The 21720-nt window shown below is 64.2% G+C and carries 17 protein-coding genes, 1 other RNA gene and 2 pseudogenes; 5 read left to right on the forward strand and 15 right to left on the reverse strand.

Features of this window, described 5'->3' with window-relative positions; all coding sequences use genetic code 11:
* Positions 1–95 precede the first annotated feature (95 nt).
* Together ACUIAH_RS03270 and ACUIAH_RS03275 are read right to left on the reverse strand one after the other, a co-directional pair.
* Positions 96–1517 carry an RNA polymerase sigma factor gene (locus tag ACUIAH_RS03270; RefSeq protein WP_445341380.1) on the reverse strand — a complete coding sequence of 474 codons (1422 nt, stop codon included), beginning with the start codon at positions 1515–1517 and terminating at the stop codon, positions 96–98.
* Positions 1518–1631: 114 nt separating this feature from the next.
* Positions 1632–2255 (reverse strand): DUF4192 family protein, encoded by a 624-nt coding sequence (locus tag ACUIAH_RS03275; RefSeq protein WP_445341381.1) that lies wholly within the window; start codon positions 2253–2255, stop codon positions 1632–1634.
* Between the two features lie 166 nt (positions 2256–2421).
* On the opposite strand from ACUIAH_RS03275, the gene ACUIAH_RS03280 reads away from it, so the two are divergent.
* Together ACUIAH_RS03280 and ACUIAH_RS03285 are read left to right on the forward strand one after the other, a co-directional pair.
* Positions 2422–3648 (forward strand): polyprenyl synthetase family protein, encoded by a 1227-nt coding sequence (locus ACUIAH_RS03280; protein ID WP_445341382.1) that lies wholly within the window; start codon positions 2422–2424, stop codon positions 3646–3648.
* Positions 3641–5809, forward strand: a complete 2169-nt coding sequence (locus ACUIAH_RS03285) for a protein kinase domain-containing protein (protein WP_445341383.1) — start codon at positions 3641–3643, stop codon at positions 5807–5809. Before ACUIAH_RS03280 ends, ACUIAH_RS03285 begins: the two co-directional genes overlap by 8 nt.
* Positions 5810–5821: 12 nt before the next feature.
* On the opposite strand, the gene ACUIAH_RS03290 is transcribed toward ACUIAH_RS03285, so the two are convergent.
* Positions 5822–6520 carry a lysophospholipid acyltransferase family protein gene (locus ACUIAH_RS03290; RefSeq protein WP_144085999.1) on the reverse strand — a complete coding sequence of 233 codons (699 nt, stop codon included), beginning with the start codon at positions 6518–6520 and terminating at the stop codon, positions 5822–5824.
* A 48-nt stretch (positions 6521–6568) separates the two neighbouring features.
* Here ACUIAH_RS03290 and ACUIAH_RS03295 point away from each other — a divergent pair, with 48 nt between their 5' ends.
* The gene (locus ACUIAH_RS03295; protein ID WP_445341384.1) at positions 6569–7114 is read left to right on the forward strand and encodes a hypothetical protein; all 546 of its coding nucleotides are present in this window, start codon (positions 6569–6571) and stop codon (positions 7112–7114) included.
* 96 nt (positions 7115–7210) lie between these two features.
* Here ACUIAH_RS03295 and trpD read toward each other — a convergent pair whose 3' ends face one another.
* The 4 genes and pseudogenes from trpD to hpf all read right to left on the reverse strand — a co-directional run bounded on the left by trpD (position 7211) and on the right by hpf (position 12437).
* Positions 7211–8311: an anthranilate phosphoribosyltransferase gene (trpD, locus tag ACUIAH_RS03300; protein WP_445341385.1), complete on the reverse strand. Its 1101-nt coding sequence runs from the start codon at positions 8309–8311 to the stop codon at positions 7211–7213.
* Between the two features lie 231 nt (positions 8312–8542).
* A pseudogene (locus ACUIAH_RS03305) lies at positions 8543–8728 on the reverse strand (SEC-C metal-binding domain-containing protein); the annotation flags it as partial.
* A gap of 227 nt (positions 8729–8955) precedes the next feature.
* A pseudogene (gene secA / locus ACUIAH_RS03310) lies at positions 8956–11515 on the reverse strand (preprotein translocase subunit SecA); the annotation flags it as partial.
* Between the two features lie 238 nt (positions 11516–11753).
* Positions 11754–12437 carry a ribosome hibernation-promoting factor, HPF/YfiA family gene (hpf, locus tag ACUIAH_RS03315; protein WP_445339884.1) on the reverse strand — a complete coding sequence of 228 codons (684 nt, stop codon included), beginning with the start codon at positions 12435–12437 and terminating at the stop codon, positions 11754–11756.
* A 177-nt stretch (positions 12438–12614) separates the two neighbouring features.
* On the opposite strand from hpf, the gene rnpB reads away from it, so the two are divergent.
* Positions 12615–12992: RNase P RNA component class A (gene rnpB, locus ACUIAH_RS03320), an RNA gene on the forward strand.
* A 35-nt stretch (positions 12993–13027) separates the two neighbouring features.
* Here the strand turns inward: rnpB and ACUIAH_RS03325 are convergent.
* The 7 genes from ACUIAH_RS03325 to ACUIAH_RS03355 all read right to left on the reverse strand — a co-directional run bounded on the left by ACUIAH_RS03325 (position 13028) and on the right by ACUIAH_RS03355 (position 20354).
* The gene (locus tag ACUIAH_RS03325) at positions 13028–14026 is read right to left on the reverse strand and encodes a regulatory protein RecX (RefSeq protein WP_445341386.1); all 999 of its coding nucleotides are present in this window, start codon (positions 14024–14026) and stop codon (positions 13028–13030) included.
* On the reverse strand, positions 13947–15101 hold the full coding sequence (gene recA, locus ACUIAH_RS03330; protein ID WP_024627844.1) for a recombinase RecA: 1155 nt from the start codon (positions 15099–15101) through the stop codon (positions 13947–13949). Before recA ends, ACUIAH_RS03325 begins: the two co-directional genes overlap by 80 nt.
* A gap of 228 nt (positions 15102–15329) precedes the next feature.
* Positions 15330–15563: a DUF3046 domain-containing protein gene (locus ACUIAH_RS03335; RefSeq protein WP_445341387.1), complete on the reverse strand. Its 234-nt coding sequence runs from the start codon at positions 15561–15563 to the stop codon at positions 15330–15332.
* Between the two features lie 145 nt (positions 15564–15708).
* Positions 15709–16227, reverse strand: a complete 519-nt coding sequence (locus ACUIAH_RS03340) for a helix-turn-helix domain-containing protein (protein WP_373637637.1) — start codon at positions 16225–16227, stop codon at positions 15709–15711.
* 166 nt (positions 16228–16393) lie between these two features.
* The gene (locus ACUIAH_RS03345; protein WP_445341388.1) at positions 16394–16963 is read right to left on the reverse strand and encodes a CinA family protein; all 570 of its coding nucleotides are present in this window, start codon (positions 16961–16963) and stop codon (positions 16394–16396) included.
* Entirely contained in the window at positions 16960–17565 is a 606-nt protein-coding gene (gene pgsA / locus ACUIAH_RS03350) for a CDP-diacylglycerol--glycerol-3-phosphate 3-phosphatidyltransferase (RefSeq protein WP_445341389.1), read from the reverse strand. Before pgsA ends, ACUIAH_RS03345 begins: the two co-directional genes overlap by 4 nt.
* A gap of 107 nt (positions 17566–17672) precedes the next feature.
* A complete protein-coding gene (locus ACUIAH_RS03355; protein WP_445341390.1) occupies positions 17673–20354 on the reverse strand; it encodes a DNA translocase FtsK in 2682 nt (893 codons plus the stop codon).
* 101 nt (positions 20355–20455) lie between these two features.
* On the opposite strand from ACUIAH_RS03355, the gene ACUIAH_RS03360 reads away from it, so the two are divergent.
* The gene (locus ACUIAH_RS03360; protein WP_445341391.1) at positions 20456–21166 is read left to right on the forward strand and encodes a Fic family protein; all 711 of its coding nucleotides are present in this window, start codon (positions 20456–20458) and stop codon (positions 21164–21166) included.
* Positions 21167–21190: 24 nt separating this feature from the next.
* Here ACUIAH_RS03360 and ACUIAH_RS03365 read toward each other — a convergent pair whose 3' ends face one another.
* Complete coding sequence (locus ACUIAH_RS03365; protein WP_445341392.1) at positions 21191–21712, reverse strand: MerR family transcriptional regulator; 522 nt, start codon at positions 21710–21712, stop codon at positions 21191–21193.
* Positions 21713–21720 lie beyond the last annotated feature (8 nt).

A 21720-nucleotide genomic window follows, 5' to 3' on the forward strand; every position in this document is an offset into this window, starting at 1 on the left:
CAGGAGTCCTCGCATGGGCGGTCGCTTACGCACCGATGACCATTTCTAGCAAGGAGGCCTCGACAGCACCAGGACCTCCCCGCCGGGCGCAGAGGTCACTGATCCAGGAAGTCCCGCAGGGTCTGCGAGCGCGAGGGATGCCGCAGCTTGGACATGGTCTTGGACTCGATCTGGCGGATGCGCTCACGGGTGACCCCGTAGACGCGGCCGATGTCGTCCAGGGTCTTGGGCTGTCCATCCTCCAGGCCGTAGCGCATCTTGATGACGCCGGCCTCACGGGGGCTCAGGGTCTCGAGAACCTGCTGGAACTGCTCCTGCAGCAGGGAGAAGGCCACGGCATCCGAGGGGGCGATGGCGTCGGTGTCCTCAATCAGATCGCCGAACTCCGAGTCACCGTCCTCACCCAGCGGGGTGTGCAGGGAGATAGGCTCGCGGCCGTACTTCTGGACCTCCTGGACCTTCTCGACGGGCATGTCCAGTTCCCTGGCCAGCTCGTCGGGAGTGGGTTCGCGGCCCAGGTCCTGCAGCATCTGACGCTGGACGCGGGAAAGCTTGTTGATGACCTCGACCATGTGGACGGGCACGCGGATGGTGCGGGCCTGGTCGGCCATGGCCCTGGTGATGGCCTGACGAATCCACCAGGTGGCGTAGGTGGAGAACTTGTAGCCCTTGGTGTAGTCGAACTTCTCCACGGCACGAATCAGACCCAGGTTGCCTTCCTGGATCAGGTCCAGGAAGAGCATGCCCCTGCCGGTGTAGCGCTTGGCCAGGGAGACCACCAGTCGCAGGTTGGCCTCCAACAGATGGTCCTTGGCCTTCTTCCCGTCGTTGGCGGCCCACTTGAGCTCACGACGACGCTTGAAGTCCATGTCCTCGCCCTCGGTATCCAGCAGATGCTGGGCGTAGAGGCCGGCCTCGATGCGCTCCGAGAGGTCCACCTCCTGCTCGGCGTTCAGCAGGCTGACGCGGCCGATCTGCTTGAGGTAGTCCTTGACAGGATCGGCAGTGGCGCCGGCGGTGACCACACGACGCTTGGGATTGCCTGAGGGGGTGACATTCTCGTCGTCATCGGAATCGTCGACGACAAAGGCGCCCTTGACCTTGGCTGCGAGGGCATGGGCGGCCTTGCGGTCCTCTTCGGCCTCATCCTGGACCTGGGAGGCCTCGTCCTCCTCCTGATCGTCCTCGTCGGGCTCGTCCTCCAGCTGATCCTCGCTCTTGTCCAGCTGGTCGTCGTCCTCCTGATCCTCGAGCAGGTCCTCGTCGGGCTCCTGATCCTCCTGCTGGAGGATGGGCTTCTCTTCGACCTTCTTGGCGGTCTTGGAGGCCGGACGGCGGTTCGTCTTGGTCGCCGAGGTGCTAGTGGCGGCGCTCTTGCGGGACGCGGTCTTGCGGGACGCCTTGCTGCTGGTCTTGGACCTGGTGGCGGTCTTGGTCTTGCCGGCAGTTGAACTGGTCCGGCCCTTTTCGGTATCCACTGCGGCTGTCTTGGCTGACTTGGTGTCCTTCGTGGCCAAATTCTCCTCCTGGATCATCCCACCCGCCGACACTGCTTTTAGGGCACAGCTCTGGCAAGGTCAAATCGTAGACTCATTAAAGTGAACCACCCCAGGGGGACGATTATTCCCGATTCAGCCCAATTGCCTCCAAGCCGGGTCGATGCCGCGGCGCATCAAGGCCAGGACGATGGCGGCCAGGCTGCAGGAGCGGTCGTCTGCCAGAGCTTTCTCCGCAAACCCCGATGCTCGGGATCCGCCACTCCACCAGTCGACATAAGCCGCGACCGCCAGTGGCTGGGACCGAAACCCCGGCGGAACCTGATCTGCCATAGCTTCAAGCATGGCAAGCCCAGCACGGCAACGGGGCTGGTCCGGCCGTGTTGCGGTGTCCTTGAAGACCGCATCCAGGATGCTGCAGAGCGCCGTCACATTCGATGGATCGTTGGGACGAACGCAAAGATCCATCAGCCGATCGCTGTCCAGGCCAGGCCCGGGTGCCAGAATGGACAAAATAAGCCCGTCGCGTATGGCCAGCGTCTCCTTAATGGCCACGGCCAGGCAGTCGGCCGAGTCTGAGTCGAACCGCTGGCACGCTTGCGGCCCTTGCAAACCAGCGGTCCAGTCTGTCAGAGGTTGCTGGAGCCATCGTCTGTCGGCCTCTTCCACACCCCATCGTCGTCGGCCCTCTCGGTAGTGCTCCACCAGGTCTTTCATGCCGTATTCATGCGCATCGTCCATGCCGTCATCGCCTCCCATCCGCTCCCGGTATGAGCACCGGGAGCCTTGGCACCATCCTGATCCAGCTGGAATCTCGAGGAAAGCCACAACCGATCATGTGGTCAAGTGGTGTCATCCATCCACCATGGTCCTGGCAGCCTGTTCGCTGGGCAGATATGCGGATAGGCTCTAAGGCATGAAAAGCGTGACTGCAGCACGGGTCGAACAGCGCATGGAGGAACTGCTCCAGCGCCGTTGCGACCATCTGATTGCTCCAGAGTCCGGACCGGACCAACCCCTGGATCAGAACCCCTCCCAGGAGGCTTTGCAGGAGGTCATACTCCAGGCGATCGAGGCTGGCCGCGGCGGCAAACGCCTGCGCGCCCTGCTGCTCTGCGACGTCTGGCGGGCTCTGGAGTCCGAGCAGAATCCTGACCATGAACAGGCGGTAGTGGACCTTGCCTGCGCCTTGGAGGTCTATCAGACCAGCGCGCTGGTCCACGACGACATCATCGACGGCTCACCCCGTCGTCGGGGCCGTCCTGCAGCCCATCTGGCCCTGAGCCGGTCGGTTGCCGGAAACGATTCGAGCGGCCGGGCGCCCGCAAAACCTGATGCCCGCGGCGCCGGCCTAGGCATCCTCCTTGGCGACCTGCTGGCATCGCTGAGCACGGACATGGCCCTCCAGGCGGCTGCCAAGCTGCCTCAGGGGGCGGCCATCGGCAGGGCCTTTCAAGCCATGCAGACGGCTGTGGTCACCGGCCAGGTCCTGGACATGGGCATGGAGGAGGCCTGTCTGGACGATCCGGAACGCCTGCGCCGCCAGGCCCTGCACACCATGGCCTGGAAGACCGCCTCCTACACCACCCTGGCCCCGCTGGCTCTGGGCCTGCTGGCCTCTGGAGCAGACCTGGAAGAGCATAAAGAGTCCGTGCGCGCCCTGGGTCTGGATCTGGGTCTGGCCTACCAGCTGGCGGATGATCTGCTGGATGTAACAGGCGACGACCGACGTACCGGCAAACCCGTGGGTGGCGATATCCGCGACGGCAAGCGGACCGTCCTCCTGGCCGACACCCTGGCCATGGCCGATCCTGACCAGGCCAAGGAAATCCGCCGGCTGTACAGTTGCACCTCCCAAGTCCGCAACAAGACCCAGGTGAATATGGTCCGTGACCTGATGCAGTCCTGCGGGGCCGTAGAGGCCAGCCGTCGACGCATGGCTGACCTGTCCGTCCGAGCCCAGGCCCGAGCCCAGGCCCTGGCCGATCGTCTGCATCTGTCGACAGGGGGCCGAACCATCTTCCTGGAGGCCTGCCGACGCTTCCTGCCGCTTGCCACCACCGCCGGGTATCATGAACGTGTATCTTCCATTGATGCCGAGGCCGGTCAGGCCTCCGAGGTGCAGAGGGCCGGACAAGACGAGCATGAGTGAAGCGGACGAGAGGACCAGCGACCGGATCATCGACGGGCGCTACCGCATTCTGCGTGAGATCGCACAGGGTGGCATGGCCACGGTCTACGAGGCCTTGGACCAGCGGCTGTCCAGGCATGTGGCGGTCAAGATCATGCACACCATGCTGGCCCAGGGGCCGCACAGGGCCCAGTTCGAGGAGCGCTTCCGCCGGGAGGCCAGGTCCGCGGCTGCCATCGCCAACCCCCACATCGTCCAGGTCTACGACACGGGCGTCGATCAGGGGCTGGATTACCTGGTCATGGAGTATGTCCACGGCATCAGCCTGCGGCGGGACATGGCCCGGCAGGGCGTCTATCCCCTGAAAGAGACCCTGCGCATCCTGGGCGAGGTCCTGGACGGCCTGGCCTCCGCCCACCGAGCCGGCGTCATCCACCGCGACATCAAGCCGGAAAACATCCTCATCAACGACCGCGGCCACGTGGAGATCACCGACTTCGGCCTGGCCCGCGCCGCCGCCCAGGCCACCCTGTCCTCGACGGGCATGCTCATGGGCACGGCCGCCTACCTGGCACCCGAGACCATCGAGAACAATGAGGCCTCCCCCCAGAGCGACCTCTACGCCGTGGGCATTATCGCCTACGAGATGCTGACCGGCACGGTCCCCTTCGCCAGCGACAATCCGGTGACCATCGTCTTCAAGCACGTCCACGAGGACGTCCCCTCCCTGGCCAGGGTCTGCCCGGGAATCGACCCGTCTGTGGCCGCCCTGGTCTCCGAGATGACCGACCGCTCCCCCGAGCATCGCCCGGATGACGCAGGCAAGGCCCTGGAGAGCCTGAGGAAGGTGGCCAAGGGACTGGACCGACAGGCCATGGACTACGTGCTGCCTGCAGGGGCCGCAGCAGCCGCAGCCAGCGGACAGCCCGAGTCCGCCATCGCCGGAACCTCAGAGCGCGCGGCTACGGCACCCAGCGACGATGCCGAAGAGGCAGCCACAGACCCGGAGAATTCGGACACGGTTCCGTCTGTGCCCGCCCCGCCCGAAACCGATGCGGAGGCAGCGACCAGACGCTATCGGCTCAACGATGTGGACACCCCCTCCCGAGCCGAGACCACGACCGTTTTGCAGCCTCAGAATCCGACAGCGCCTTCAGCCGATGCAAAGATCATGCAGCCAGGCGCTGAAGCGGCTCAACCCAAGCACCGGCATCGGGGCTTGATCATCGTGTTGGTGGTTCTGCTGGTCCTGGCCCTGGCAGGAGGCGGCGGTGGCGCCTGGTGGTACTTCCTGGGTCCGGGCAGCTATGTCGCCCTGCCCAAGCCGGATGACGTCTCCTGCTCCGAGAACCAGGAGTGCAAGGTCGTCGGCGCCGACTTCGCCAAGTACGCCCGCACACTCAAGGTCGCCGGCATCCAGGTCGACACCGCCTATGACTTCAGCGACCAGGTGGCCAAGGGAGCCGTCATGGCCGCGGATCCCGATGCGGTCGGAGCCCATATCAGCAAGAGGGGCGGCAGGCTCAAATTGACCGTCTCCAAGGGGGTGCGCCAGGCCACGGTGCCCAAGGACATCCTCACGCCGGAAACACCCAATGGCAAGGATCCGGTGCAGGCCTTGAAGGCAGCCGGGTTCGACAGGATAGACCACGACACCTCCAAGGACCAGTACTCCATGGACATCCCCGAGGGAGCGGCCATTTCAGTGGATCCGGCACCAGGGACCAAGACCCGCCACGATGCCAAGGTCAGCCTGGTCCTGTCCAAGGGTCGCATGCCCGTGGCCATGCCCGATATCGTCGGCAAGGCCAGGGATGAGGCCAAGGCGGCCCTGGAAGCCCTTCGGCTCAAGGTCAGCTACAGCGAGGACTGGTCTGACAAGGTGCCACGCAACCAGGTGATCTCCGCCTCCCACCAGGCCCAGGAGCAGCTGCACTGGGGCGATGCGGTCAACGTGGTGATCTCCAAGGGGCCGCAGTCCATCACCATGCCCGACGTGAAAGGCAAGAGCCAGGACGAGGCCACCAGGATCCTGGAGGGATACGGGCTCAAGGTCAACATCTCCGCTCCCTTGGGCAATCTGACCCACACGGTGCGCATCCAGGACCCCAATCCCGGCAGTCAGGTCAAGGTGCTCAACGATGACGGCTCGCCGGCCGTCGTGACCCTGACTGTGGTCTGAACTGCTGGGAAGTCAGTCCAGCTCCTGGTTGTTCTCATGGTTTTCATGCGCCTTGATGACCTGGGCATACACGTCCACGTAGCGTTGCCCGCTCATCTCCTGGATCTCCTGCATGATCCGGTCGGTCAGGTTGCGGATCTCCTCGTGGGTGAGGCTGTTGACGGGAACATAAGGCACGGTGATGGGCTTGCCGTAGATGACCTTGGTCCGGCCCTTATGCGGAATCACATGGCCGGGCTCCTGAAGCTGCCTGGTGCCGATGATGGCTGCTGGCACCACCGTCGTCCCGGTCTCGAAGGCCAGCCGCGCCGCCCCGGTATGCCCCCGGTAAAGCCTGCCGTCAGGGCTGCGCGTGCCCTCCGGATGGATGCCGAAGATGTGCCCGTGCTCAAGGATGGAACGAGCCGTTTCCATGGCGCCCAGCGACTTGGAGCCGCCTGACCTGTCCACGGGGAAGACGCCGACCGAGCTGAACCACCACTTCTTGAACTTGCCCTTGATCCCCTTGCCGTTGAAATACTCGGCCTTGCCCATGAAGTGGATCATCCGAGGGCAGGTGATGGGCAGGAGGGCGTCGTCGATGACGGCCAGATGGTTGGAGGCGATGATGGCAGCCCCCTGCTTGGGAATGTTCTCCGTGCCTTCAACGGTCGGTTTGAACCAGGTACGCGCCAACGGACCGAGCAGTTTGACGAAGAACCAGTACAGCACAGAGACTCCTTGGTAGCGAATGCGTGCGGCCGAGGTTACGATGGTTCTATGACCGAGCACAAGCATAACGACGCCGGGAAACAGTATAACAGCGAGGCGGGAACCGGGTCCCCGCAGGGGGACGAGGAATGGGCGGACTTCCTGAACTCGCACGCTGACGAGCTGGGTTCCCTGGAATCGTCCAGGACGGCCAAGGAATTCGAGAAGAAGGCTCGAAAGTCCGAGAAGAAGGCAGCGCTGAGGGCCGAGGACTTGAAGCGCGACTCCTTCGTCGGCGGCTCCGGACCGCGCGATTTCCAAGGCAGCAGCTGGCTGGACACCGACGAGGTCATGGACCAGTCGTCGAACTTTGTGCCGCCCAACCCCGACCTGAGCGACCTGGGCAGAAGGCGGGTGGCCTTCATGATCATGACGGCGCTGGGCCTGGTCTGCTTCTTCCTGACCATCTTCATCCCCCGCTGGTCCGGATTGACCGGCCTGCTGGCGGGCCTGCTCCTGCTGATAGGCATCGCAGGACTGATCATCGACCGGAAGAATTTCCGCGACGATTCAAGCGGGCTCTTCGATGACGACCAACGACACTACCGGCGATAATGCCGTGTGCCGCCGTATACAAGCATCCAAAACAGTCGGGCCTCGCTGGCTGATCTCTCTGCCAGCGAGGCCCGAACAGACTTGGCAGCCGCGAACCTAGACTAAGACCGGACGGGATGCCCGATTCTCTTGCTGGCAGCGGGACTGCGCTTCCTGGGCTCCGTCGATCCAGGCTGCCAGCAGGTCGGCGGCCCTGCCCTGGTCCACAACCTCGGTAGCCAATTGATAGGCCTGGGCAAACCGCACGTTCAGGTCGGCCTCGGGACCGGCGTCGATCTGCGTGCCGTCAGCCACGATGGCCGAGGCCGCATTGAGCAGGGCCGTGGAACGCGAAGGAACCGACTTTCCAGCCAGGAAGTCCCTGACGACGCTGGCGTTGAAGGCCGGATCGCCGCCGCGCAGGTCATCCAAATCCACCGGGTCGAGGCCCAGTTCACGAGTCGGGTCGAAGGAGCGCTCCTCCACCTTGCCCTGGTGGATCTCCCAGATGGAGACCGGCCCGGTCGGGGCCATCTCGTCCAGGCCTTCGACCGAGGTGTAGACCATGCCCTCCTGGCCGCGTGAGGCATAGACTTGGGCCATCATGGGGCTCAGCTGGCGCTGGGCGCATCCGATGGCCACATAGCGGGGGTTGACCGGGTTGGTCAGGGGACCCAGCAGGTTGAAGACGGTCGGGATGCCCAGCGACGAGCGAACAGGGCCGGCAAACCGCATGGCAGGGTGGAAGGTCTTGGCGAAGACGAAGGTGATGCCGTAGCGGTCAGCCATGGCAGCCACCTCCTGCGGCGGCAGATCCAAGGGCAGGCCCAGCTGCTCCAGGCAGTCGGCGGTGCCGCTCTTGCTGGATGCGGCCCGGTTGCCATGCTTGACGATTCTGACCCCTGCTGCGGCAGCCACGATGGCGCCCATGGTCGACAGGTTGACCGTCGCTGCCCCATCGCCGCCGGTGCCGACGATGTCGGTCACATCACCCCTGACCTTCAGCGGCACAGCATGGCCCACCATGGCCTTGGCGGCCCCTTCGACCTCAGGGCTGGTCAGCCCCAGGGTGGACTGCATGGACAGGGCGGCGCCCACCTGCACCGGGTCGGCATTGCCGTCCATCAGTTCGTTCATGCACCACTCGGCCTCATCCGCGCTCAGGTGTCGACCGGACACCAAGGAGTTCAGGACGGATTTCCAGCTAAGTGGCCGCATGATGACTCTTTTCCCTTTGAAGAAGCGGGGCCGGATGCCCCGCTGTTTGCTCTAGGTTTACTGCCCTGCCCCTCCCCTGCACAAGGCCATCCCATATTTTGGTCACTTTGCTACCAATATATGGATGTTGGCAATCCAATATATGAAAGCAGCCACCGCCCTTGCGAGCGATGGCCGTCAACCAGATCAGCAACCCTATCTGCAGAAGCCGCTAATGCTTACGCGTACCTGTCATTTCTTCTCGTTCTGACCGTGGCACATCTTGTACTTGCGTCCGGAGCCGCAGGGGCAAGGTGCGTTGCGGGGCGTGCCCGGGAAGGTGCGGCCGTCGGCCCAGGGCGAGTGGTCCTCTACGGCCTTGGGCCTCTTATTGGCAGGAACCTTGCCCTCGGCATGGCTGATGGGCGCAGGCCCGACCGGAGCCGGGGCCGAAGCGTCAGAAACCTCCGATTCCTCGGCGGACGTGCTCAGACTCGACTGCGCGTCAGCGGCATCCTCTGACGCATCCTCGTCGGAGTCCTCCTGGACGCTGCCCGCCGGGGCATCTTCATCACGCTCCTCGGCCGTCTCGTCGATGTCGGTGGTCTCATCCTCGGCATCAGGCTCTTCAGGCGCCTGGTAGTTGACCTCTTCGGACTGGCTCCCCTCGTTTTCTTCGCGTTCTTCGCGGGCCCGCCGCTCGTTCTCCTGGCTGGCTGCAATTTGCTTGAGGTCCACGTTGAAGAGCAGCTGCACGGTCTGCTCCTTGATGGCGTCGATCATGGAGTTGTACATCTGGTAGCCCTCGCGCTGGTACTCGACCAGGGGGTCGCGCTGACCCATGCCGCGCAGGCCGATGCCGTCCTTGAGGTAGTCCATCTCGTAGAGGTGCTCGCGCCACTTGCTGTCCAGGACGGAGAGGACCACCTGGCGCTCCAGCTGCCTTGAGCCCTTCTCGCCCAGTTCATCCTCGCGATCCTGATAGATGGACTCGGCATCCTCCACGATCTTGTCCGCCAGGGCCTTGACGGCCTTGTCACCCTTCAGACCCTCCAGGGAGTCCATGGTCTCGTCCTGGTCGAGACTGATCGGATAGACGGAGGCCAGCGCCTTCCAGAGCCCGTCGGCATCCCAATCCTGAGGCTTGTCCGAGCCGTTCTGCGCCCCATGGATGTATGAAGTCACGGTCTCGCGGATGAAGCGGAGGATGTCCTGGTGGATGTCCTCGCCCTTGAGCACGGCCTGACGCTCGCCGTAGATGACCTGACGCTGCTTGTTCATCACATCGTCGTACTTGAGCACGTTCTTGCGGATCTCGTAGTTGCGGGATTCAACGGACTTCTGCGCATTGCGCACACCCTTGGAGACGCTCTTGGTGCCGATGGGTTGACCTTCGGGCAGGCTCTTGGAGGACATCATTCGAGCCACCAGCTGAGTGTTGAACAGACGCATCAGGTCATCCTCCAGGCTCAGGTAGAACCTGGACTCACCGGGGTCGCCCTGACGGCCGGAACGGCCGCGCAGCTGGTTGTCGATGCGGCGGGACTCGTGCCGTTCGGTGCCCAGCACGTAGAGGCCGCCCAGCTTGACGACTTCCTCATGCTCATCCTTGACCTGTTCCTTGACGGAATCCAGCATCTTGGGCCAGCGCTTCTCATACTCCTCAGGGGTGTCGTCGGGCGAGTAGCCCTGCTCCTTGAGCTTCTGATCGGCGAGGAACTCCACGTTCCCGCCCAGCATGATGTCGGTGCCGCGCCCGGCCATGTTGGTGGCCACGGTCACGGCCCCCTTGCGCCCTGCCACGGCTACGACGGCAGCCTCGCGCGCATGCTGCTTGGCGTTGAGCACCTGGTGGTCGATGCCGGCCACGTCCAGCAGGGAGGAGACCACCTCGGAGGACTCCACGGATGCGGTACCCAGCAGGATGGGCTGGCCCTTGGCATGCCGCTTGGCTACATCCCGGACGATGGCGGCCAGCTTCTCCTTCTTGGAGCGGTAGATCAGATCGTCCTGATCCTTGCGGATCATGGGCTTGTTGGTGGGGATGGGCAGCACGCCCAGCTTGTAGGTGTTCATGAACTCGGCGGCCTCGGTCTCGGCCGTGCCGGTCATGCCCGCCAGCTTGTCGTACATGCGGAAGTAGTTCTGCAGGGTGATGGTGGCGAAGGTCTGGTTCTCGGCCTTGACCTCCACGCCCTCCTTGGCCTCGATGGCCTGGTGGAGGCCCTCGTTGTAGCGGCGGCCCTTGAGCAGACGGCCCGTGTGTTCGTCCACGATCAGGACCTCGCCGTTCTGGACCACGTAGTCGCGGTCGCGCAGGAAGAGCTCCTTGGCCTTGATGGCGTTGTTCAGGTACCCGATCAGGGCGGTGTTGGCGGGCTCGTAGAGGTTGTCGATGCCCAGGTAGTCCTCGACCTTGGTGATGCCGGGATCCAGAATGCCGACGACCTTCTTCTTCTCGTCGACCTCGTAGTCCTCGTCCCTGGTCAGCTTGGGGACCAGCTTGGCGAACTGCCGGTACCATCGGGTCACATCGCCCTCGGCGGGTCCGGAGATGATCAGAGGAGTTCGTGCCTCGTCGATCAGGATGGAATCCACCTCGTCCACGATGGCGAAATGGTGGCCGCGCTGGACCAGCTCGTCCTTGTCCCAGGCCATGTTGTCGCGCAGGTAGTCGAAGCCGAATTCGTTGTTGGTGCCGTAGGTGATGTCCGCCTGGTACTGCTTGCGACGCTCGTTGGGACGCTGGTCGGTGATGATGCAGCCCACGCTCATGCCCAGGAAGCGGAAGATGCGCCCCATGAGCTCGCTCTGGTAGGAGGCCAGATAGTCGTTGACCGTGACCACGTGCACGCCCTTGCCCTCCAGGGCATTCAGATAGCTGGGCAGGGTGGCCACCAGGGTCTTGCCCTCGCCGGTCTTCATCTCGGCGATGTTGCCCCAGTGCAGGGCCGCGCCGCCCATCAGCTGGACGTCGAAGTGCCGCTGGCCCAGGGTGCGCTTGGAAACCTCGCGAACCGTGGCGAAGGCTTCGGGCATCAGGGAATCCAGGGATTCGCCGTTCTCCAGTCGCTGCTTGAACTTGGGCGTCTGCGCCTTGAGCTCCTCATCGGACATGGCCGAGATCTGATCCTCGAAGGCGTTGGTCGCCTTGGCCACCCCCTGAAGCTTGCGAATCTGACGACCCTCGCCCATACGGAGGACCTTGTCCAAGACTGCTACCACGTTGCGCTCCCTACCGTTCTTTTATGGCCTTCGCACGCCCTCAGCTGACGTAGGCCCAGACCTTGATTATCTTACGCGAATGCACCGATTTTCTCGAAACCGATTATTCCATGAACCCAACTGCGGCCTTGGCAGCCGGACAGGGCATTGAAGAAGGGCGATTCTCCGCGCGTCAGGCCAATTTGCCGCCGGGGAATCGCCCCACAGTTCAATATCCGCTCGTCTATCCGTTTTGCTGTTACTTCTTCTGGCCTACATGCTCAGGCGTATCGATCTCGAAGACGCCGTAGCTCCATCCGTGCCGACGATAGACCACCGACGGCCGCTGGGTCTCCTTGTTGACGAAGAGGAAGAAGTCGTGGCCGATCAGCTCCATCTCGTAGAGGGCCTCGTCGATGCTCATGGGCTCGGCGATGTGCAGCTTGCGGCGGATGACGATGGGGGTGTCCCCCACCTGCACCTCGACCGACTGGCCCGGAGCCAGGTCCGAGGCCACGGCGCTCTGGGCGCTGTTGTCGGGGTTGGACTCCTGGCCCTGGTCTCCCTGATCGCCCTCATCGCCTGTCTGATCCTCCACGGGCAGGTCGGCGGGCAGGGGCGGATGCTCAAGTCCCCGGCGGTGGTCCTTGCGGCGGTCGCGGACCCGGCGCAGACGCTGGGTCAGCTTGTCCAGGGCCATGTCCAGTGCGCTGAACTCGTCGGCGCTGGAGGCCTCGGCGCGGATCACGGTCTTGCCGGCCTGGACCGTGAGCTCCACCCTCTTGGCGCTGTCAGCCTGGCGGGGATTGCCTTCATGTGTCAGAACGACCTGGATGCGCTGGGCATCGGGGGCGATGGCCGTCACCCTGTTCATCTTGCTGTCCACAACATCGCGGAACCGCTGCTTGATTTGGGTATGTCGACCGGTAATGACGATCTCCATGGGAATCTCCTTGCACTTGTGAGCGGACGAACCGCTGGTGCGATGGCGGACTTGGTCACCATCGACTGTGCTTCCGATTGTATCCGAAGAGCAGGGCTGACTCACTGATTGAGCTTGAGGCCAGAGCGGGATCCTGGCCGTTGGTCCGGTCGTTCAGTTCCGCTATGCTGAATCCCCGAGACCTCTCGGATGGCCGCGGCCCCTCCTCCTGGGAAGGGCTGAGGAACTTCCGGGCTCCACAGAGCACGATGGCGGATAACGTCCGCCCAGGGCGACCTGAGAGATAGCGCAACAGAGAACAGACCGCTCGCCTGGCAAAGGCGGGCAAGGGTGAAACGGCGGTGTAAGAGACCACCGGGTCGACGGTAACGCCGACCGCATGGCAAGCCTCATCGGGAGCAAGGCCAAGCAGAAGGCATTCAGGGGCTGCTCGTCCCGCCTTCGGGTAGGCCGCTAGAGCCTGGCGGCAACGTCAGGTCGAGATGGATGGCCATCCGTCGTCCGGATTTTCATCCGGTCGATGACAGAACCCGGGGTATATGAGAGGTCTCATCTTCTTTTTACCGTGTGGTGCCTTGGCAGCAATCGACTCAATCAAGGGGGTCGTCAGAGACGAAAAGGTCGGCTGCCACCTGGTTGAGGAGGCCGGGAGAGTGGCCTTTGCGGGATCCAGCACTCCAGAATCGCCGTTTGCGCACCTTGAGATCAAGTCCGGCTGTCTTGCGGGCCACCTTGCGGCCGAGCTCGTAGGCGGAGTCGACGAAGAGCCCCTCACGGGAGGCCTGGGCCACCACCTGCGCAGCCAGTCCTGGGTCTAGTCCCTTGCGGGTCATCTCCGAGAGCACACCCCGCTCCCCCATGGTGCGATGCAGACAGGAACGCAGAAGATCCTGGGCATAGTCCCGGTCATCCAACAGGCCCAACTTGGTCAGCCGGTCGATCACCTGATCGACCACGTTCGTATCAAACCCCTTGTCGACCAGACGGCGGGCCAGAGCCCCGCTTGAACGGGCCGCCGCATCCAGCAGGGTCAGAGCAACCTCCCGGCAAGCATCCGCATCATCGGCATCTGCTCGCGGAGCTACAGGCGCGGAACCTCCACCAAAGCCGCCGGCACGTGGGCGACGGCCACGGCGGCGAGTTCTTCTATCGGAACCACGAGCAGAACGGTGACCACGAGAATGGCGACCTGCCAGGGATTCGTCACCCATATCAGCATTGGCAGCACTGTCTGCATCTTCCAGACTGCCTCCGAATCGGGCGCCATGCCCAAGACCCAGGACAGGAGACTGCACCAGGCGGCTGTCCTCCTTGAAGCTGTCATCCTTCTGCTCAAGGGCAGGATCAAGGACTGACACCGACTCTGCTGGAACAGGCGCACCCGCAGAGTCTGGCTGCAACTGGTCCGACCGAGGATTCTTCGACTCTGTGCTGGAGCCGGCAGGATCCCCGGTCTGCGCCAGTCGGACAGGATTTTCCTTGAGGAAGTCCTCGGCCGAGATCATCGGGTCATGCAGCCTGGGCCGTGGGCACAGTGGTGTTGACGTCGACAGGAGCAGAATCGTCTTCCTTGCTGCCTTGGTCAGCATCAGCCTGATCGGCCTTGTCGTCCTCGGAAGGAGCAGGGATAAGGCCGAAGGCGACCTTGACCTTATCTTCGATCTCCTTGGTCAGGCCGGGGTTGTCCTTGAGGAACTGACGGACGTTCTCCCTGCCCTGACCCAGCTGATCGCCCTCGTAGGTGAACCAGGAGCCCGACTTCTTGACGATGTTGGTCTGCAGGGCCATGTCCAGAACCGAACCCTCCTTGGAGATGCCCTCCCCGTAGAGAATGTCGAATTCGGCCACCTTGAAGGGCGGGGCCATCTTGTTCTTGACCACCTTGACCTTGGTGCGGTTGCCCACTGCCTCGTCGCCATTCTTCAGGGTCTGGATGCGGCGGATGTCCAGGCGGACCGAGGCGTAGAACTTCAGGGCCTTGCCGCCGGTGGTGGTCTCCGGGCTGCCGAAGAAGACGCCGATCTTCTCCCTGAGCTGGTTGATGAAGATGGCTGTGGTGTTGGCCTGGGACAGGGCGCCGGTCATCTTGCGCAGGGCCTGGCTCATCAGCCTGGCCTGCAGACCCACGTGGCTGTCGCCCATGTCCCCCTCGATCTCGGCCTTGGGCACCAGGGCGGCCACCGAGTCGATGACGATGACATCCAGGGCGCCCGACCGGATCAGCATGTCGGCGATCTCCAGCGCCTGCTCGCCGTTGTCCGGCTGGGAGACGATCAGGGAGTCCGTGTCCACACCCAGCTTCTTGGCGTACTCGGGATCCAGAGCGTGCTCGGCATCGATGAAGGCCGCCACTCCACCGCCGGCCTGTGCATTGGCCACCGCATGCAGGGCCAGGGTGGTCTTGCCCGAGGATTCCGGACCGTAGATCTCGACGATGCGGCCGCGGGGCAGTCCGCCGATGCCCAGGGCCATGTCCAAGGCCAGGGACCCGGTGGGAATGACCTCCACATCCTGGGCAGGCTTGTCGCCCAGACGCATGGCCGAACCCTTGCCGAAGCTCTTCTCCACCTGCGCGAGGGCCGTGTTCAAGGCTGCCTGGCGACGGGGGTCGATCCCGCCCTCTTCTTCCTTCTTCGCCTTGCCACTGTTGCTCTGACGTGCCATATGGCTCTCCTTCTTCGTAACCGACCTCACGATGACGACATCCTGATTGACGACCTCACGATTGACAGCCTATCCGCCGTCGGAACCTGTCTGCGGTCCCGGCGCCCGATGTGGTCGAACGTGCCGATGGTCACCGGACCATGGGTATCAGTATACCCGACCATGCGAACAAATGTTCGAAAATCGCCTGGAATGGAAAATAAATTCGCGGAGGATAAAACCCGCTGATCAGGCTGCCGGCAGGGGCGGCGCATTGTGGTCCTTTCCCCAGCGCCGGGAGTCGGGAATCTCCATCTGATCGCAGAGCACGTTCCAGACCACGCGCGGCTCCACGCCCGCATCCAGGGCCTCTATTACGGTCATGGAATCCAGGGCGGTCAGCCTTTGGTCACGGGCCAGACTGCGTCCGTAGACCCGGCCGAAGACCTCCTCCAGCAGCTGCCAGAATTCCCGTTCACGCACCCGACATCACCTTTCGTCCAAGACCCACCCTGTCACAACCCTTCTACGGTAGCAACCGACAGTCAGCAGAAGAGGGCGCCTGGTTCCTCAGAACCGGACGCCCTCAAGAACGGTCCGCCGGGTCAGCCGACCGGACCTGACATGTTTACTCCTGGGTGGACTCCAGGTAGTCCGCCACCATCCGCAGTGTCTGCGGCACACCCAGGCCCAGCGCGTCGGCGATGGAGCTCAGCAGTTCGGAGCTGGCCTCCTTCTGGCCGCGTTCCACCTCGGACAGGTAGCCCAGGGACACGCCGGCCTTCTCGCTAACCTCACGCAGGGTCTTGTGATCGTTGGTCCTCAGCTCGCGCAGCACGTGGCCCAGGGCCTCGCGCAGGGAGACGGTATGGGTGACGGCCCGGCCGTCATTGGTGGAGGCTGCCCGCTGACGGCTGGCTTCCATGCCGTCCTCCTCCATCCACATCTTGTTCAGGTTGGCCTGGCGCTCCTCCTTGGCCTTCTTGGCGGCCTTGGCACGGATCACCTGCTGTTGGGCGAAGACGACGGCACGACGCTGGGCGGGTGTCAGATCACGAACCCGCGCGTTGCGCTCCACTCCGGGTGCGGCCGGCTTGACATCATAGGTATCGTTGGTTCGAGTCATCACGGTCTCGGTGCTGGCCATAGCAGCCCCTTTCGCCATTATCGTGTTCAACTTCTTACACAGAGACCAACAGACGAGCCGCTGAATTATTCCAGGGGAGGAACCCGAAAGGCCCGCTTTGTGACCAAGGTCACGTATACACAAGGTACGACAGCGGAAAGTGGAAGCGACTCACCGCATCAGGCCGTCAGCCGCGCGAGTGCAGGGCCCGATCCAGCTGGTCCAGAATCCGCATGACCGTACCACGACGCACTTGTTCGCGGTCGCCATCCAGATGCAGCTCGTAGGCATAGGTCCGGTAGGCGTGGGACTGCAGGCCGGTCTCAATACGCCGACCCATCACCCGGACGGGCAGGGCCAGACCGATGTAGACCAGCCCGGCAGGATCATCCCCGTCAGGGCCCGGCCCGGCCACACCTGTAGTGGCCATGCCGATGACCGTGTCCTCATGCCCCGGCCGGGTGTAGAGCCTGGCCGTACCCTCGGCCATCTCCTGGGCAACCCGTGGATGGACCGCACCCTGGGTGGCCAGCAGGTCCTGGTCCACCTTGAGGATGGCGGCCTTGGCGGCGATGTCGTAGGCGACGGCCGACCCAAGAAAGACGTCTGACGCACCGGGAATCCTGACGAAGGCATCGGCCAGCAGCCCACCGGTCAGCGATTCGGCGGCGGCTAGCAGCAGGCCCGAGTCACGGCAGGTGTCGATGATCCGTCCAGCCAGGTCGTCGCAACGGCCCTGCACGCTCTTGCCGATCATCGCCGCATCCCCATCACGTATTCCGCTCCCGAGTAGAGGCAGAGGGCCAGGGCCACCAGGATGACCACACGCGTGGTCACCAGATACCAGGGCCAGACCGGTGAAAGGGGCACCATCAACATGCCCAGGCCGATGCATTCAAACAGGGTCTTGTACTTGCCGGCCCGGGAGGCGGCGATGACCCGCCCTTGCTTGTTGATGACCAGGATCCGCAGCAAAGTGATGCCCAGTTCCCTGACCAGGAAGAGCACGGTGACCCACCACCAGAGCTCGCCGAAGACGGAGGCCACGATCAGCGCCGAACAGATCAGCAACTTGTCAGCGATGGGATCCATGAGCTTGCCCAGCTCGGTCACCTGGTTGTACCGGCGGGCCAGCCACCCGTCCAGCTTGTCGGTCGAGGCGGCGAGGATGAAGAGCACGGCGGCGGTCCACCGCAAGCCGGGCCTGCGCTCGCCCCAGGGACCGGCCATCAGATCCAGGGCGATGAAGACCAGGACCAGGAGGATACGGGTGTAAGTGACCAGGTTTGGGGGTGAATTCCATCCTTCGAGAAGCCTGCGCCTCTCACGACCGGTCTCTGACTCGGCATGCTCCTGCATTGCCACTCCTTATACGCGATACTCGTGCGCTCGGGCCGTCCAGCAAAAGATGCCGGGCGGCAGTTTCATCATAACGGTAGACCAGGCCCAGCTTTTTGGGCCGATGTTCAGCCCTGCGCTTGCTCATCCGGGGCGGGATCCATGGAGGGGGCGTCGCCTCGGATGAAGGCCAGGGCCTGCTGCAGCTGCGGCGGCTGGATGAGCACCTCGCGGGCCTTGGAACCCTCCGATGGCCCCACGATTCCCCTCGACTCCAGCAGGTCCATCAGCCTCCCCGCCCTGGCGAAGCCCACACGCAGCTTGCGCTGGAGCATGGAGGTGGATCCGAACTGGGTGGTCACCACCAGCTCGGCCGCCTGGAGCAGCTCGTCCATGTCGTCGCCGATCTCCTCCTGGATCTCGTTCTTGTGGTCGGCCTTGTCGGCCATCTGCTCGATGTCCTCGCGGTAGTGGGGCTTGCGCTGGGTGCGCACATAATCCACCGCCTTGCGGATCTCGGACTCGGAGACCCAGGCCCCCTGAACGCGGGTGGGCTTGGCCTGGCCCATGGGCAGGAAGAGGGCGTCGCCCTGGCCGATCAGGGTCTCGGCGCCGGTGGCATCCAGGATGACCCGGGAATCGGTTGAGGAGGATGTGGCAAAGGCCAGCCTGGAGGGGATGTTGGCCTTGATCAGGCCGGTGACCACATCCACCGAGGGCCGCTGGGTGGCCAGGACCAGGTGGACGCCGGCGGCACGCGCCAGCTGGGTGATCCGCTGGATGGAGCTCTCCACGTCGTTCTTGGCCACCATCATCAGGTCGGCCATCTCGTCGACCACCACAACCAGGTAGGGATAAGGGGCCACCTTGCGGTTGGAGCCGGCGGGAGCATGGACCTTACCCTCGCGCACGGCCTTGTTGAAGTCCTTGATGTGCCGGAATCCGAAGAACTGCAGGTCGTCGTAGCGGGCGTCCATCTCCTTGACCACCCATTCCAGGGCCTGGGCGGCCTTCTTGGGTTCGGTGATGATGGGCGTGAGCAGGTGGGGGATGCCGGCGTAGGCGCTCAGCTCCACGCGCTTGGGGTCCACCATGATCAGGCGGACCTGCTCCGGCGTGGCCCGCATGATCAGCGAAACCAGCATGGAGTTGATGAAGCTGGACTTGCCCGAGCCCGTGGCGCCGGCCACCAGCAGGTGGGGCATTTTGGTCAGGTCGGCGGTCACATAGTGGCCCTCCACATCCTTGCCCACGGCGGTCATCATGGGGTTGTCGTCCTGCTGGGCCTTGTCGGAGCGCAGCACGTCGCCCAGGTGGACGATCTCGCGGTCCACGTTGGGAATCTCGATGCCGATGGCCGACTTGCCGGGTATGGGCGACAGGATGCGCACGTCCGAGCTGGCCACCGCGTAGGCGATGTTGCGCTGGAGGTTGGTGACCTTCTCCACCTTGACGCCCGGGCCCAGCTCCACCTCGTATTGGGTGACCGAGGGGCCGCGCAGGAAGCCGACCACCTTGGCGTCCACGTCGAACTGCTGGAAGGTCGATTGCAGGGCCTTGATGACCGCGTCGTTGGCCGAGGTCCTGACCGCGTGGGGCTTGCCCTTGACCAGCAGGTCCGTGCTGGGCAGCACATAGGGCCGGCTCTCGTCCACCTGGCGGTCATCGGAGGAACCTGACGCACCGGCAGCCTGGGCTCCGGCCGTATGATCGCCTGCTTCCGGAGCGGGCTGGGCGTCCATCTGCACGGTGTCGGCAGCAGCTGCGGCAGCGGCCCATGGATCCGAGGCCCCCACGCCGGACAGCGCGGCCGGATCCACCTTGGGATGCCCCTGCTCCCTGGCATCCAGGAGCGCAGCCGTGGCCGGGGCCTCCACCGCGGGCATGTTCTGCGTGGACACCTGGTCAGCCTGGTCAGCCCCCTCCAGCGAGACCGCCTGGGAGAAGGGCTCGTCAGCCTCGTAACGCTCCAAATGGGTGTCCGTATCCTTGCCGATGCGGCCATGCAGCAGGCGACTGAACCAGCCGGCCACCCCGCCACGGCCGGAATCCTTGGCATCCTCCTGGTCCGACTCCTGGTGGGCGGGCACGCCGGGCGCCAGAGGCAGGGTGTCATCCCCCAGCCTGACCTCGTTGGGAGCGGTCTGCGCCGGAGCCGAGTCGGAGGCATGGGTCCTCTTGCCGCGCAGCAAGGCGACCAGGTCGCTCATATGGAATCTGAAGGTGATGAAGAGGCCGAAAATAGCCACGAGGACGAAGATGATGACGGCGAAGACCTTGGACAGCCCCCAGGCCAGCGGCGACCCCAGGAAGAACCCCAGAAGGCCGCCTGAGCCGCTGATGGCCCTCATGTCGAAGCCTCGATGGTCCGAAGCCATGAGCACGTCCAGAATGGAGCAGACCGACCAGAGCACCACCATGAGGCCGCCTACCACAGGCAGGTTGCCGGCCTCGCGCCCGGTGTAGCAGACCAGCCGGAAGGCCGCAAAGAGCAGGACCACCGGCAGGATGATGCTGCAGAGCCCCAGAACGCCCGCAGCCAGGGCATGCAGCCCCCGTCCCAGGAAGCCGTTCACGCGGAACCATTCGCTGGCACTGAAGAGCACGGCCAGGATGACCAGCACGAAGCAGAGCCCGTCCTTGCGGTAGGCGGAGTTGTCGCCGTTTTTGCCGACCACAGCACGCACCAGGGATCCCAGGCCCCGGGGCAGGGCCAGCAAGGCCTTGTGCCAGAAGGGTTCCGGGTCTTGGCTGTCCTTGGCTGCGGTCCGGCCGCGACCGCGTGCGTCTGCTTGCTGCTTACGTGTCATAACCCTTTCAGCCTACCCAGAACCCCGGTCCGCGCCGGGCCCGACGGGTCAGTGTGCACAACTCTTTCAGACGGTGGGCCGCCAGGGCTAGCATCGTTGGCATGACACCAGCCGAACGTCAGAGCGCCGTGGCCTTCGCCCTGCGCAACCTGCTTCTGGATGACCGTCAGCCCGGCCCTTCGGCCCTTCAGGCGGCCAGCGACTTTGTGGCGGGCAGAAGGCAGGCCGAGGCTCTGGCCGACCAGGCCCGGCGCTTGGAGGCCAAGGCGGCTGCCCTGACGGATGCCCTCTTTCTGCGGACCATCCTGGTCTGTCAGCGACCCTGGGCGACCGAGGGCGATCTTGCGGAACTGCGGGCCATCCATCGCCGACTGCTTCCCGGCCTGCCGGAAGAGCGAGCGCTGCGCCGACCCCGACCGGGGGACGACGCCAGCCTGTATCCAGCGACCATGCTGGAGCAGGGCGCTGCGGCCATCGGCCAGGAGCTGGCAGCCGAACGCAACCTGGCCAGCCTGGACCGTCCGGTCTTCGTGGAGCGCCTGGCCCACTACTACGACGAGCTCTCCTGCCTGCACCCCTTCGCCGACTGTGACGGCATGACCCTGCGCATCTTCCTCTCGCGCCTGTCCCACGATGCCGGCTGGGACCTGGACTGGGGACAGGCTGATCCGACCGCCAACCGCCGGGCCATCCAGCGAGCGCTCCGAGGCAGCACCGATGACCTGCAGGCCCTGATTGCGGGCATGGTTCGCCCGGTCAACCCAACCCGAATATTTCTGATCGCCGGATGGGACCAGGGACCAGCCCACTAAATTGGCAGCCTCAGCCCGGCAGCCTCAGCTTGGCAGCCGCTCGTTGCCGCTGCGCTTGGCGGCCTCGATGATCTGGGCACTCTGATTGATCAGTTCCGTCGCCCCGGCCTGGTCGTGGTCGCGGACGCGCCCCCAGTATCGTATTTTGAGCTGCACATACCGCTTCCGCGCCCGCAGGCCGGCCATCCGCTGGTCCAGCCGCCGTCCCTGCTCGGCCAGGAGCTCGATCTGCCGTCCGGCGGCCTCGGCGCCCGCGGCACGGTTGCCCAGATACTCCCGCATGTGCTCCAGGGACATGCCCGTGGCGCTCAGGCAGGAGATAGTCTCCAGCAGGTCCAGATCGTCCTGGTCGTAGCAGCGGTGGCCGCTTGAGGGGTCCCTGGCAATGGGCGGAATGATGCCGATGGTCTCGTAGTAGCGCAGGGTGGTCTCCGGCATCCCCGACATGAGCGAGGCCTGGCGGATGGTGTACCAGGGCCCTGATTCCTGGTCGGGCTGGGTTTGGTTGGTCTGAGTTTCAGCCTGGGGCTGCGTGATGGTGGTCATACCCGTCC

The organism is Bifidobacterium sp. ESL0820, assembly GCF_052606235.1.

Bases quoted from the DNA above. Each gene is read 5' to 3' on its own strand.
- ACUIAH_RS03275 (WP_445341381.1), bottom strand. From the start codon at position 2,255: ATGGGAGGCGATGACGGCATGGACGATGCGCATGAATACGGCATGAAA.
- ACUIAH_RS03285 (WP_445341383.1), top strand. From the start codon at position 3,641: ATGAGTGAAGCGGACGAGAGGACCAGCGACCGGATCATCGACGGGCGC.
- ACUIAH_RS03295 (WP_445341384.1), top strand. From the start codon at position 6,569: ATGACCGAGCACAAGCATAACGACGCCGGGAAACAGTATAACAGCGAG.
- trpD (WP_445341385.1), bottom strand. From the start codon at position 8,311: ATGCGGCCACTTAGCTGGAAATCCGTCCTGAACTCCTTGGTGTCCGGT.
- hpf (WP_445339884.1), bottom strand. From the start codon at position 12,437: ATGGAGATCGTCATTACCGGTCGACATACCCAAATCAAGCAGCGGTTC.
- ACUIAH_RS03325 (WP_445341386.1), bottom strand. From the start codon at position 14,026: ATGCTGACCAAGGCAGCAAGGAAGACGATTCTGCTCCTGTCGACGTCA.
- recA (WP_024627844.1), bottom strand. From the start codon at position 15,101: ATGGCACGTCAGAGCAACAGTGGCAAGGCGAAGAAGGAAGAAGAGGGC.
- ACUIAH_RS03340 (WP_373637637.1), bottom strand. From the start codon at position 16,227: ATGGCCAGCACCGAGACCGTGATGACTCGAACCAACGATACCTATGAT.
- ACUIAH_RS03345 (WP_445341388.1), bottom strand. From the start codon at position 16,963: ATGATCGGCAAGAGCGTGCAGGGCCGTTGCGACGACCTGGCTGGACGG.
- pgsA (WP_445341389.1), bottom strand. From the start codon at position 17,565: ATGCAGGAGCATGCCGAGTCAGAGACCGGTCGTGAGAGGCGCAGGCTT.
- ACUIAH_RS03355 (WP_445341390.1), bottom strand. From the start codon at position 20,354: ATGACACGTAAGCAGCAAGCAGACGCACGCGGTCGCGGCCGGACCGCA.
- ACUIAH_RS03360 (WP_445341391.1), top strand. From the start codon at position 20,456: ATGACACCAGCCGAACGTCAGAGCGCCGTGGCCTTCGCCCTGCGCAAC.
- ACUIAH_RS03365 (WP_445341392.1), bottom strand. From the start codon at position 21,712: ATGACCACCATCACGCAGCCCCAGGCTGAAACTCAGACCAACCAAACC.